The organism is Pedobacter antarcticus, assembly GCF_900103515.1.
Classification (GTDB): domain Bacteria; phylum Bacteroidota; class Bacteroidia; order Sphingobacteriales; family Sphingobacteriaceae; genus Pedobacter; species Pedobacter antarcticus.
Genome location: NZ_FNGZ01000009.1, coordinates 39549 through 52252, shown reverse-complemented (window position 1 = coordinate 52252; position 12704 = coordinate 39549). Strand labels below are relative to the sequence as shown.

Annotated in this window: 10 protein-coding genes and 1 tRNA gene; 3 read left to right on the top strand and 8 right to left on the bottom strand. The window is 42.9% G+C overall.

Translation table 11 applies throughout. From position 1 onward, the window contains the following. Positions 1 to 94: 94 nt before the first annotated feature. Positions 95 to 865 carry a bifunctional helix-turn-helix transcriptional regulator/GNAT family N-acetyltransferase gene (locus tag BLR53_RS15865; protein WP_074591124.1) on the bottom strand — a complete coding sequence of 257 codons (771 nt, stop codon included), beginning with the start codon at positions 863 to 865 and terminating at the stop codon, positions 95 to 97. Positions 866 to 974: 109 nt separating this feature from the next. Between BLR53_RS15865 and BLR53_RS15860 the strand changes: the two genes are divergently transcribed. After that, positions 975 to 2015, top strand: coding sequence for a threonine aldolase family protein (locus tag BLR53_RS15860; protein WP_074591121.1), 1041 nt, complete (start codon positions 975 to 977; stop codon positions 2013 to 2015). A gap of 49 nt (positions 2016 to 2064) precedes the next feature. On the opposite strand, the gene BLR53_RS15855 is transcribed toward BLR53_RS15860, so the two are convergent. Next, positions 2065 to 2646, bottom strand: coding sequence for a TetR/AcrR family transcriptional regulator (locus BLR53_RS15855; protein ID WP_074591119.1), 582 nt, complete (start codon positions 2644 to 2646; stop codon positions 2065 to 2067). A gap of 102 nt (positions 2647 to 2748) precedes the next feature. On the opposite strand from BLR53_RS15855, the gene BLR53_RS15850 reads away from it, so the two are divergent. Both BLR53_RS15850 and BLR53_RS15845 read left to right on the top strand, forming a co-directional pair. Next, positions 2749 to 3549: an SDR family NAD(P)-dependent oxidoreductase gene (locus BLR53_RS15850; protein ID WP_074591230.1), complete on the top strand. Its 801-nt coding sequence runs from the start codon at positions 2749 to 2751 to the stop codon at positions 3547 to 3549. Between the two features lie 403 nt (positions 3550 to 3952). After that, positions 3953 to 6118 (top strand): pectate lyase family protein, encoded by a 2166-nt coding sequence (locus tag BLR53_RS15845; protein ID WP_074591116.1) that lies wholly within the window; start codon positions 3953 to 3955, stop codon positions 6116 to 6118. Between the two features lie 207 nt (positions 6119 to 6325). Here the strand turns inward: BLR53_RS15845 and BLR53_RS15840 are convergent. From BLR53_RS15840 to BLR53_RS15815, 6 genes are all read right to left on the bottom strand, one after another. Then, positions 6326 to 6399 (bottom strand) — tRNA-Pro (locus tag BLR53_RS15840). Positions 6400 to 6725: 326 nt separating this feature from the next. Next, positions 6726 to 7718: a formimidoylglutamase gene (hutG, locus tag BLR53_RS15835; protein WP_074591114.1), complete on the bottom strand. Its 993-nt coding sequence runs from the start codon at positions 7716 to 7718 to the stop codon at positions 6726 to 6728. A 1-nt stretch (position 7719) separates the two neighbouring features. Next, on the bottom strand, positions 7720 to 8964 hold the full coding sequence (gene hutI / locus BLR53_RS15830; RefSeq protein WP_074591112.1) for an imidazolonepropionase: 1245 nt from the start codon (positions 8962 to 8964) through the stop codon (positions 7720 to 7722). Continuing rightward, on the bottom strand, positions 8964 to 10640 hold the full coding sequence (gene hutU / locus BLR53_RS15825) for a urocanate hydratase (RefSeq protein ID WP_234797505.1): 1677 nt from the start codon (positions 10638 to 10640) through the stop codon (positions 8964 to 8966). Before hutU ends, hutI begins: the two co-directional genes overlap by 1 nt. After that, positions 10615 to 12177 carry a histidine ammonia-lyase gene (gene hutH, locus BLR53_RS15820; RefSeq protein WP_074591109.1) on the bottom strand — a complete coding sequence of 521 codons (1563 nt, stop codon included), beginning with the start codon at positions 12175 to 12177 and terminating at the stop codon, positions 10615 to 10617. The genes hutU and hutH overlap by 26 nt, the downstream gene beginning before the upstream one ends. After that, complete coding sequence (locus tag BLR53_RS15815; protein ID WP_074591106.1) at positions 12161 to 12670, bottom strand: MarR family winged helix-turn-helix transcriptional regulator; 510 nt, start codon at positions 12668 to 12670, stop codon at positions 12161 to 12163. The genes hutH and BLR53_RS15815 overlap by 17 nt, the downstream gene beginning before the upstream one ends. Positions 12671 to 12704 lie beyond the last annotated feature (34 nt).

Genomic DNA, 12704 nt, shown 5'->3' with positions numbered 1-12704 from the left:
ATTTCACCGGTGCCTTTTTTATTTTACACCTGCCACCCTTTAAATTTAAAGCGCATATTTATGAACTGCAACGAAAGACATGTCAGGGCTAATCTTATTTTTTAGCCTCAATAGCATTTGAAAGTGCAATTTCCAGCCCCTTATTCTGATAGGATGGGAGAACAGCGAGATCAAAAACGGATTGGTTTTCTTTTGTTGCAGACAACACTGCCGATCCTGCCGGGATACCATTAATAAAGGCGAGGTAATAATAATTATTATTTCTGCTAACGGATGGATAATCAATTGCTAGTTCTTGTTTAATAATAGCGGAGACGATTGACTGCTCTTCTGCAGTACTCACCAATTTAACCGTTATAATCTGCGGAGATTCATTTTTAGCTAATTTTTCCTTGACCATAGCTTCTGCTCTTTGCAGGAAACTGCTTTCCTTTAATTTCTCTTCAGTTTCGTTGAGTGCTTTTAACAGATTGTTCGTGTTTTCGGTTAAATCCACGAGGACAGACTCAATAATAGTCCAGATCGGGCGAAGCTGATGTACAAGGTCAGAACCCTTTTCTGTCAGGAACATATTTCTTTTCCGCTCATCTCTGGTATCTTTTACTGAATCAACGAGATCTCTTTTTTCAAGTTCTTTTAACAATGCAATAAGCGCGGGATGACTAAGGCCTATTTGCTGAGCCAAATCCATAATTCCTAATGGAGATTTGACAGATAAAACATATAGTACCGGAAACCATTTGGTTTCAAATTCAATTCCCTGTGTTTTATAAAAGCTGTTTCCCTCTGCGCGAAGTAAATCATGTATGCGGAGTAAGCGTGTTCCAATTGCTAAAATTCCAGCGTCATCTATAATATTTTTCATTCTTACCAAATATAATGAATGTGTAAATATTTACGTAAAATAAAACTGATGTAGTGTTTTATTTATATTTGGCTGGTAAAACCTATTGATCATATCAAAACGACATAAAATGAAATATAATTTTAAGAATGACTACACCAAAGGCTGCCATCCAGATATATTGGCGGCACTGTCGACACATAATATGAGTGCGGAGGATGGTTATGGTGAGGATAGTTTTTCTTTGCAGGCTGCTGCGCTGATAAAGGATAAGATTGGAAATAAAGACGCGGGGGTTTATTTTGTCTCCGGTGGTACCCAGGCTAATCTAACCGTTATTGCCTCTATCTTACGTCCGTATGAATCTGTAATAGCGGCACAGAGCGCCCATATTCAGGTTCATGAAACCGGTGCGATAGAAGCTACAGGGCACCGTATTCAAACCGTAAAGTCTGCAGATGGGAAATTAAAGCCGGCAGATATCGAAAAACAACTAGATAAGTTTGAGGAAGTCCATACCACAATCCCACGCATGGTGTATATATCAAATTCAACTGAAGTTGGTACCATCTACAGCAGGGAAGAGCTAATTGCAATTAGCAACTTCTGCAGAGAACATGACTTGATTTTATTTGTAGACGGAGCAAGATTGGCTTCTGCGTTAACTTCAATTGATAATGACCTTTCCCTGGAAGATCTCGGGCGTTACACAGATGTTTTTTATATCGGTGGAACTAAGGCGGGTGCATTAATCGGGGAGGCAATTGTTATCAATAAGCCGGATCTGCAAAAGAATTTCTTGTATAATGTAAAGCAACGTGGTGCACTATTGGCTAAAGGAAGGTTGTTTGGAATTCAGTTCCTGGAATTATTTAAAAATGAACTGTTTTTTACGCTCGGTGCACATGCGAATCAAATGGCCAGGAAGTTAAGTTCCGGCATAACTGATTTAGGATTCAGCTTTTTAACGCCAACATGTACAAATCAGATTTTTCCGATTTTCCCGAATGCTGTTATAGCGGATTTACAGCAGGATTATGCATTTTTTACATGGGAAAAGATTGACGCAGAAAAATCTGTGGTTCGTCTGGTAACTTGTTGGGCTACTGATGAGGGTGCCGTTGACGAATTTATACGGGACTTAAAAAAAGTATGCTCCAATCATACCTAAAATAATACGGGAGAAGCCTCCAATCATGCGATTTGGGGCTTCTCCTGTATTATTGATTACATATCAATTCTGCAGCAGCTTTTGCCAGTTTAATCGGATGTGAATTACCCAGTCCCTTACTTCGGATAATTGCGCCTTCAAATAGCATCATTACCTGCATGGACAATGATTTGCTATCCTCTAAATTTCCCTCTTTCAGATAGCGTTCAATCAGTTCCTGAAGAGCTTGGACATAAGCATCACAGGCCGTCTCAATTTCCGTAGCCTTATTTGCGTATTCATTCTTAGCATTCATTGCAAAACAGCCGTACTGCTTACCGGCATCTACATGCATGGACAAGAAGTCGAAAATTTTTAACGCCTTTTCAACCGGTTTTTTTGAGTCATATTTTTGCAAATAATTGAAAATAACCGTGTACATAGTTTGGTGATAATAGTCTATTGAAGCAAGGATTAAACCTTCTTTAGAAGCGAAATGCTTGTATAACGTACGTTTGGAAATGCCTGTGCCTTGAATTATCGCATCTACACCGGTAGCATGAAAGCCATTTTTATAAAAAAGTTCGTAAGCGTATTTAATCATTTCATCCCGTTTAAGGGATCTCGAGCTCAAATTTACTTCTTTAGTCATAATTGATATTTTTCCATTGCAAATGTAAACTAAACGGTTTACATTTGCAATTATGTAAACCGATCGGTCTACATGTAAAAGTTGAATTTAATTAAAAGAAAAATGAAAGACAATAAAAACATGGGCACTGCAGTAGTAACGGGTGCGTCTTCTGGGTTAGGCGAAGTATTTGCCGAAAGACTAGCCAAACGCGGATATAATTTGAAACTGGTAGCACGTCGTAAAGACAGGTTGGATAGCCTTGCGGAAAAGTTAGAGAATAAGTATGGTATCAAAGTAACCAATCTGGTCGCAGACTTAGGGTCTGAAACGGATCTGCAGGGTGTGATTAATGATCTGTCGGCAGATAAGAGTATTACTCTTCTCATTAACAACGCAGGTACTTCCACGCTTGCGTCAGTTACTGCGACAAGCACGGAGAAACAAAAAGCAATGATAGGTGTGAATGTAACTGCCTTAATGCTCTTATCAAATGCAGTGTTACCATTGTTTATAGAAAGAAACGAAGGCGTCTTAATTAATATAGCCTCAGTTTTGGGATTTTATTCATTACCAATCAGTGCTGTTTACAGCGGAACGAAAGGTTTTGTGGTGCAGTACACACGTGGATTGCAAGAAGAAGTGAAGGGAACAAACGTTCGGGTTCAGCTAGTAAATCCAGCGACCACTGCCACTGAGATTTGGGAAGTAGGAGGCATTCCGCTGTCGGCTTTAGATGCGTCTACTATTATGGAAACTGAAGACTGTGTAGATGCAATTCTCGTCGGGTTGGATAAAGGTGAATTAGCTACGCATCCTTCAGTCAATGATCAGCAGTTAATAGATAATTATGAAGATGCCCGCCTCAAATTGTTCAAGGGTTCACAGCATAGTAAAGCCGCTGACCGTTATACTATTCAATAGAGAAAAACGGGTAGTTCATTAACCAAGGGTTAATAGAGTCATGTGTTGGTTTCATCAACATTTGCTTCACACTTTGTTCGGGGTTTGTTCGGACTTCCTTCATTGTTCCTTCAATCGGAATTGAAGAAACAATGAAGGAACTGTGGAGGTGATACGGACAAGATCCGATACAATCACGAAATACAGTCTATCGTATGGCGATAAATAGAAAACTGGAAAACTTTCTTTACTGTTCACTCCAGCCGGTATGATCTTCGAACCGTTTCTTGCCAGATTTAAGGAATTGATGATGATTATAATTGGCTTCTAAAACTCTTATGTCGAGAATATTCTAGCATTTTCATTAAATTGTGACATCATAATTTATAGATTAATATAAATCATTAAAAAAAAGATAATTCTTATGAGTAAGAAGTTAACCTCTCTATTTGCAGCATCAGCGTTTATTTTAACTCTATGCTGTTTTACAGTATCCTATTCAACTGATAAAAAAGGACTGGAGAGTGAAATAGAGGGTAAGATCACTTACAATAAGGATAAGCATAGCATCTCGTTATCATGGCCAGCATTTGGCACTTCCGGAGCTTATAAAATCACAAGAGGAGGTAGTCGTCTGGCTTCAGATTTTGCGTTCGTAGGGTCGACTTCCAAATTGATATTCACAGATATTAAACCAGGTGCGGATAAGTACGAAAACTATTATAAAATTACCCGCAACTCAATAACAATAATACTTTCGCTGGAAGGCCAGATTTTTGGTGACAATATGTATTTCTACGATAGAAAATACGAAAAAGCAGAAACTTCAAGGAATGAAATTAATTCGCATTTTTCCACGATCGGTCTGGGCGGACCGAATGGTGAGTGGACTACAAAACGTCAGGCGTATTATTTCAAAGCAAACGTTAATGAGCAAACTTATGATTCAGGCGGGTCAGGATCTGCATCATCGGCAGCGGCTAACTCGATAGAATTGGGATTTTACGCTCACATTGGAGGTTTGGGTAAAGTACCGTCAGATGTTAAATTGGGTTCTGTATTCACCAGACCCCACCTTTCGGGCGGAGCAAATGCCACGTGCACATTCTGGCGTTCTATGGAAAATGTGGCCGTGATGCGAGATTTTGCCTGGACAGTTTCTCAGTCAACCAGTGCGCGCAGGATGCTGATTGAAAGCACTTCGAAATATATCTCAGATGTTGGAACAGACAATTTTTGGGGTAGCGGTGGTTTCATCGCCGATACGCATTATACATCGTCCAGACCAAACTGGGGTGGACAACAACAATGGTACACCAGGAATGCGGTTTTTCCTTCTGGTTCGGGAACTATGGGTGGTTCTTATAACATGGTTTGGCAGGGTTGCGTAAATCCTCCGCAAGCGGACGAGGCCAACTCTCCAATTTCTAATACACCTATTATCAGAGAGAAACCTTTCCTCTTTATAGATAACGATGGCGAATACAAAGTATTTGTTCCGGCATGGCAAAAGAACAGAGTAGGAGTTTCATGGTCGTCGACAGATATGGGCGAAGGCGCAATTCAGGATTTGCTTACCGACTGGTATATTGCAAAAGAAGGCGACACAGATTTAGAAATTAATACGGCACTAAAGGCCGGTAAAAATATATTTTTCACACCAGGACATTACGCATTGAATGCGCCTATTCAAGTGAATAGAAAAGATGCCATACTTCTGGGTGCTGGTATAGCTTCGGTAACGCTGGAGCCTACCGAGAAGAACACCTGGGGATGTATTTATGCCGACGATAAGGATGGGATTATCATTGCTGGATTGCTTATGGATTCATTCAATAGTACGACTTATCAGGTTAGAATTGGCGATGAAGGAGCGAATGCCGACCATGCCGCAAACCCTGTTTTGCTTACAGATATCACTTGCAGAGTGGGTGGGGTTCAATCAAAAAAAATTCAGATACATACTTCGATGCAAATAAACAGCAATAATGTAGTGGGTGACCACTTCTGGTTGTGGCGTGCCGACCATGGTTCGCAACCCGGAGGAGATGCGCGTTGGGTGCGGGATAGGTCTAAAAACGGACTGATCGTCACTGGCGACGATGTTACGATTTATGCTCTTTTTGCAGAGCACTATCAAGAGTATGAAGTGTTATGGTTAGGAGAGCGTGGCAGGACTTATTTCTTCCAAAATGAACCTCCCTATGATGCACCGAATCAAGCAAGCTGGACTAGTCAGGGAGGCAGAGCCGACGGTTATGCAGCATTCAAAGTGGCTAATTCCGTTAAAGAACATCATAGTATAGGAATGGGTTCTTACGCAGTGATCACAGGAACCGACGGTCATGTGAATAAGAAAAACGGGTTCGAAGTACCTAATAGCCCGAAAGTGAAACTCGAAAAGATGTGTGCTACACGTTTTGCTGGGCCGGGTAATATCCAAAACGTTATCAATGGGATAGGTGGTAGCACAGCAACCGGTGTGAAGCGTGTTGCATTGTATAACAACGGTGCAGGTAAGCAGCCTTATGATGAAGTATTTGATTTGCCGGATCGTGAGTCATATCCTGCAAAGGTGCAGTCAAACTAGGTTAGCTTTAAAAGGGATATAACGAAAAAAGAGGCCATAAGCCTCTTTTAATAATTTTGTGTCGGGGTGGCAGAACTAGCTGCGCTGATCCTGAATAGGGGGGATTCAAACTCAAGCCTCGTCGCCCAAAACATCGCTGCGCTCGGTTTGGGACGGTATGTAAATAAAAAAGCCTCTTTTGCTTTAAGCAAAAGAGGCTTTCGTGTGTCGGGGTGGCAGGATTCGAACCTACGACCTCCTGCTCCCAAAGCAGGCGCGATACCGGGCTACGCTACACCCCGAAAAAATGGTATCACCTTTTTGTTTCCTTTAGGTAAGGATCTGCTATCCGGCAGAGACCAAATTTGCTGATCGTAATGATCTTTCTGATTTGGTGTGCGACAAAGGTAAGTAAATAGATCACATTTTATGCATTCGTTTTATTAAAAAAAATGAAAAATAACTTAATTGCCTGCTGTTCAATTAGAAAAATTTCAATTGGATGTAAAGCTTCTATTGAAAACGGATTTATGCTTCTGGAAATGGAGGTTAATTTGAGGTTCGATCCGGGAAACAGCATACTTTCCCGGATCAGACTGCTCAATTGTAAATGAGATTTTCGCAGATATTAGTTTGCAGACAGGAGCTGGAATGCGATTGCGGCAGTCAGCTTAGCCGTTCTATCCGCTTCGTCGTAAACCGGGTTAAGCTCGGCAATGTCCATGCTGATCAGTTTGCCGCTCGTCATGATGAGTTCCAGACAGCTGAAGAAGAAATGATCAGGATAGATTCCTGTAAAAGCAGGAGCGCTGACTCCGGGGGAGAAAGCTGCAGAAAAGACATCCATACAGATAGTCAGGTAAACATGATCCACAGAATCTATGAAGACTTTGATTTTTGCCAAAACCTCCTCCTGACCTTTACTAACAAATAGCGCTGCCGGGATATGCGATACACCTAACTTCTCTGCGGTCAGGAACAGTGCCTGGGTATTTCCATTTTTTTGAATACCGACTGGTAAATAGTTAAACGTCTTACCACTTTGCATACAATCATTAGCGATCTGTAGAAATCCGGTACCGGAACTAAATCCTGCAGATTCCTTTTCCCGAAGATCAAAATGAGCGTCAAAGTTTATAATACCAACACTTTTTTCTGGATTAATGGCGTCATTGATACCACAGTAGTGTCCATATGCGATCTCGTGACCTCCGCCAATCAATAAAGGAGTAAGCCCTTTATGGAGGGCTGAAGTAACTAATTTAGCAAGCTCATGTTGTGCTTTTTCAAGATTACCATCCGTACAACAGATATCACCCAGGTCATAGATGGCAGTTTGTTCATTAAAATGTACGGGTAGGTTAGCAGAAGCCTTTCTGAAAGCAGCAGGGCCATTCACTGCGCCTGTTCTGCCACCATTTCGTCTGACCCCTTCATCAGATGAAAATCCAATCAGCGCAAATGCAATCGCTCCAGATGCAACGCTTGGTATTTCATTGTGCTGCAGATCAATGCATTGAATGCGCTGATGCCATCGCTGTTGTGAAAAATCAATTCCGTCTGTCCGTCCCTGCCAGTTTTCCTGCGGAGTACATTTATAGTTGAGTTGATCAATTTCCATATTAATTTTTAACTAGTCTTCCATCTTTCCAGACTTCAACAGGTTTTAATTTCCCTTGATAGTATAGAATCTCACGATAATCAGCGGTAGGGTAGGCCTGCATATCGGCCACCATGCCTTTGGCAAGAACTCCTTTATCTACAATATTCAATGCTTTTGCCGCCCTGAAAGTTAGTGCTGCAAATACTTCTGCAGTAGTCAGCTTTTCGGATGCGCTTAGGACAGCAGCCTGCATGAGAAGATCTCCCATTGGGGCAGATCCTGGATTCCAGTCGCTGGCGATGGCTACGCAGGCACCGTTATCGAGCAACAGACGTGCTGGCGCGTATGACATGCCCAGGCCAAGAGATGCTCCCGGGAGCACAACTGCGACGGTTGAGGATTGATCGAGTAGACTCGCCTCCGCTTCACCGGATGCTTCCAGGTGGTCCGCTGAGAGTGCACCAACCTGAATTGCAGCTTTCAGTCCGCCGGTGCTAAACTGGTCTGCATGCACCGTCAGGTTGAACCCCATTGCTGCAGCTTTATTCAAATAGGGGATAGCTTCTTCTACAGAGAAAGCACTCTGTTCAATGAAAATATCAACCCGGTCTGAAAGTTTCTGCCTGCTGATTTCCGGTAGAATGGTCTGCAAAACAAATTCGAGGTAAGCTGTAGCATTTCCACCAAAGTCTTTAGGGTGGAGATGAGCAGCGAGGCAAGTAGAAATGAGGTCTGCCTTGGTTTTCTGATTCGCGTTTCTTATCGCGGTTAATTGTTTAAGTTCATGTTCAAGATCAAGGCCATAACCACTCTTAACTTCAATCGTGGTAACACCTTCGTGTAAGTGCCTGTTCGCCCTGGAGATAATACCGGCTTCCAGCTGTTGAATACTGGCTTTTCTGGTCTGCAGCACAGAATCCCATATGCCCCCGCCACTCTTAGCAATCTCCAGATAAGATCTACCCTGTATTCGAAGGCTGTAATCCTTTGCGCGGCTTCCGCCAAAGCAAATATGAGTATGGCAATCGATAAAACCTGGTAAAAGCACACGTTCCTGATCGATCTGTTCGACTATAGCGTAAGGGTGCAGGCTTCTTAGTGTCTCAAAATTCCCTACGTCTTCGATTCTCCCGGCTTTGGTTAATATGCCTGCATTTTCAAGGCAAACCAACTGATCGTCGGAAACGGAACCATGCATTTTAATGCCCTCCATAGTCAGTATTTGTGAAAAGGGACCAATTAATTTATGTGTTTCTTTTTCCATTATCCGATTGTGAGGTTAAATCTTTCTGCCCATTCTTTTGCCTGATCGTAACCGGCATCTGCATGTCTGAAAATACCCATAGCCGGGTCATTGTACAGCACCCTGCGGATACAGCTTTCTGCTCTTTTCGTTCCATCTGCAAGCACCACCATTCCCGCATGTTGAGAATAACCCATACCAACTCCGCCACCGTGATGAAAAGATACCCAGGTTGCACCTCCCGCTGTATTTGACATCAAATTGAGCAGCGGCCAGTCAGATACTGCATCAGAACCATCCAGCATACCTTCAGTCTCCCGGTTTGGAGAAGCAACTGATCCGCAGTCCAGATGATCCCTTCCAATTACAACCGGCCCTTTAAGTTTACCGCTTGCGACAAGTTCGTTAAACAGTAAACCTGCTTTTTCCCGGTCACCCATTCCCAGCCAGCAAATTCTTGCCGGTAGACCCTGGAAACTAATCTTATCCTGAGCTTTTTGCAACCAATTGATGAGGTCTGTGTTTTCGGGAAATGCCTCCATTAAAGCACGGTCAGTGGTATATATATCCTCAGGATCACCCGATAGTGCGACCCAGCGAAACGGGCCTTTCCCTTCACAAAAAAGGGGACGGATATAAGCTGGGGTGAAGCCCGGGAAGTTAAAGGCATTTTCAGCACCTCCTTGTTTAGCAAACTCCCGAAGATTGTTTCCGTAATCAAAAGTGACTGCACCGGCCTGTTTCAATTTGAGCATGAAGTTCACATGCCTTGCCATACTTTTAATTGATTTTGCTTTATAGGTATCCGGATCACCAGCGCGTAAAACGCTCGCCTGTTCAACAGTGAGTCCATTTGGAATATACCCGTTTAACGGGTCGTGTGCAGAGGTCTGATCGGTTAGTATATCAGGAATCAGATTGTTTGCAATTAAACGCTCCAGCAGATCACCGGCATCGCTGACCAGACCCACTGATAACGGAATGCCTTTCTCAATAGCATCTTGCACCCATGAAATCGCTTCTTCGTAATCGTAGCTGATCTTGTCTATATAATTCGATTCTACACGTTTCATAATCCTTGATGCATCCGTATCCGCACCCAGAAAAACGGCTCCGGCCATCGTGGCGGCTAGGGGTTGTGCACCACCCATTCCTCCTAAACCAGCACTGACAATGAGTTTGCCTTTCAGATCATTGTTGAAATGTTCTTTTCCACAGGCTATAAAAGTCTCGTAAGTTCCCTGAAGAATACCCTGGGTTCCAATGTATATCCAGCTGCCTGCTGTCATTTGTCCATACATCATCAGGCCCTTGGATCTTAATTCATTAAAATGCTCCCAGGTTGCCCATTTTGGAACTAAATTGCTATTTGCAATTAAAACCCTCGGCGCTTCCGGATGACTGCGGATAATTCCCACGGGCTTGCCGGACTGGACCAGTAAGCTATGGTGCTCATCTAATTCAAGTAATAATTCAATTATCTTTCGCAGTGATTCCGGGTTACGGGCAGCCTGTCCGATACCACCATAAACAACAAGGTTTTCCGGGTCTTCTGCAACCTGACCGTCGAGATTGTTTAGCAACATCCTTAATACAGACTCTGTCTGCCAGCTTTTAGCATGAAGCTGCATACCTGTCGGTGATTTATAATTTGGATGATTCGCGTATTTTTCAAGAAAGGCTGAATGATTCATCATGTTTTAAATTTATATGGTGAGCAGATGCAGTTTGGTTTGCAGTTTGTAGAAAACTGCCGCTTGTCAAAAGTTGATGGATGGCTTGTATATCCAATGCGAAAATCCGGTCTTCGGTAGCAAAGCTGCTTTTTTGGCGGATAAGCTCATGGCAAGCTTCTATAACGGGGCCTGATCGAAGGGGGCGGCGAAAATCGATAGCCTGAGCGGCATAAAGTAATTCTATAGCCTGAATGTATTCCAGGTTGTCAATTATCTGATTAAGTTTTCTGCCGCTGATTGAACCCATGGATACATGGTCCTCCTGTCCGAGCGAGGTTGGGACACTGTCTGCACTGGCAGGAAAGCAGAGTGTTTTATTTTCGGTTACTAATGCTGCTGTGGTGTATTGAGGAATCATTAAACCGGAATTCAGACCGGCATCAGCAATTAGGAGTTTAGGCAGATCGTACTTACCTTCATTCATTAGGTAACAACGTCTGTCTGCAATATTTCCAAGCTCGGCGGCCGCAACACACGCATAATCTAAAGCCATTGCAAGCGGCTGACCATGAAAATTACCACCGCTGATCGTATCGTCCGCGCTAAAAATAATTGGATTATCTGTCACGGAATTGAGTTCTATTTCCGTTAACTCCTTCAGATGCAGCCACGCATTTCTTGACGCACCATGAACCTGAGGCATACAACGTAAGCTATAGGGATCCTGAACCCGGCTGCAATGTGCGTGAGAGCTATTAATTTGTGAACCGGATAAAAGTGAGGTCAATCTCGCTGCGACCTGGATATTCCCTTTAAAGGGTCTTAACTGATGCAGCCTGGGGTCAAATGGTCTGGCAGAGCCTGTAAGCCCCTCCAGCGACATTGCACCGATCAGATCGGCACATTCCAAAGCATGGTGCAACCGCTCGACTCCTTTTACTGCAAAAGCAAGGATAAACTGGGTGCCATTGATCAATGCAAGTCCTTCTTTAGGCCCCAGAACCAATGGCTCCAATCCATGTTGCTTTAGCATTTCAGCTGCGCTTATCCGGCTTCCATTCCTGTAGACTTCGCCCATTCCTATCAGCGGCAGAAATAAATGTGAAAGGGGAGCAAGGTCACCGGATGCGCCGACAGATCCTTTTTCCGGAACTACGGGAATGATATTTTCTTCGATATGCCAGAGGATACGTTCAAGTGTCGTCAGCGCTATTCCGGAATATCCCTGGGCTAATGCCTGGACTTTGGTAATCAGCATGATTTTAGCAGTCTCGGCCGGAATTGGAGCACCTACACCAACACTATGGCTTTGGAGTATATTGCGCTGTAACAAAGAGGTGTCTTTTTCAGATATACGCGTATCACACAATGGGCCAAAACCGGTATTAATTCCGTAAACCGGATGTTCCCTGACGACAATTTCCTGTACCGAATGCCACGATATGTTGATCTGGTTTTTCGCTGTTTCCGATAAGTGCCCTACTATATTTCCAGCAGCAATGTCAAGACAGATACTGGTTGTCAGATGATCAATACCATAATTAAATATTTTCTTCATGACTAATAATGTTTTTAGAATTAAGGTTTTCCATGATATTATTTACCAAACCTTTCGATTTGAATTCATCTTCAAGTCTGGTGAGGTTTTCCAGCAGGTGATGACCATCGGTACCAGCCATATCTTCCATTGCAATTCGGATAGCTTCCCAAACAGGCTTTACGCGCATAAGTAAGGTCTTTCCCTGCTCACTTAAGGTGATTTGTTGTTTCCTGGCATCTGCTGCATGTGCCTGACTGCAGACCAGACCTTTTTGTTTTAGTCCGGAAATTAACTGACTGGCTCCAGGTTGAGAAACTTCCATTTGCTCGGCAATTTCTTGTATTGTGAGTACTTTATGTTTATCGAGTAATTGGAATACGGGGAACCATGTTGTCTCGAAAGCGATCCCTTGAAGGCGATAAGCTTTATTGATTTCTGATAAAAAAAGCTCGCTTAATCTTTTCAGACGGCTGCCTAAGACCAGATATCCAAGTGATTGATAATAATTCATACCTAAATATATAAGTACTTATGTAATATTACCA

Excerpts from the sequence above, each read along its gene's own strand:
- BLR53_RS15865 (WP_074591124.1), bottom strand. The coding sequence starts at position 865 with ATGAAAAATATTATAGATGACGCTGGAATTTTAGCAATTGGAACACGC.
- BLR53_RS15860 (WP_074591121.1), top strand. The coding sequence starts at position 975 with ATGAAATATAATTTTAAGAATGACTACACCAAAGGCTGCCATCCAGAT.
- BLR53_RS15855 (WP_074591119.1), bottom strand. The coding sequence starts at position 2,646 with ATGACTAAAGAAGTAAATTTGAGCTCGAGATCCCTTAAACGGGATGAA.
- BLR53_RS15850 (WP_074591230.1), top strand. The coding sequence starts at position 2,749 with ATGAAAGACAATAAAAACATGGGCACTGCAGTAGTAACGGGTGCGTCT.
- BLR53_RS15845 (WP_074591116.1), top strand. The coding sequence starts at position 3,953 with ATGAGTAAGAAGTTAACCTCTCTATTTGCAGCATCAGCGTTTATTTTA.
- hutG (WP_074591114.1), bottom strand. The coding sequence starts at position 7,718 with ATGGAAATTGATCAACTCAACTATAAATGTACTCCGCAGGAAAACTGG.
- hutI (WP_074591112.1), bottom strand. The coding sequence starts at position 8,964 with ATGGAAAAAGAAACACATAAATTAATTGGTCCCTTTTCACAAATACTG.
- hutU (WP_234797505.1), bottom strand. The coding sequence starts at position 10,640 with ATGATGAATCATTCAGCCTTTCTTGAAAAATACGCGAATCATCCAAAT.
- hutH (WP_074591109.1), bottom strand. The coding sequence starts at position 12,177 with ATGAAGAAAATATTTAATTATGGTATTGATCATCTGACAACCAGTATC.
- BLR53_RS15815 (WP_074591106.1), bottom strand. The coding sequence starts at position 12,670 with ATGAATTATTATCAATCACTTGGATATCTGGTCTTAGGCAGCCGTCTG.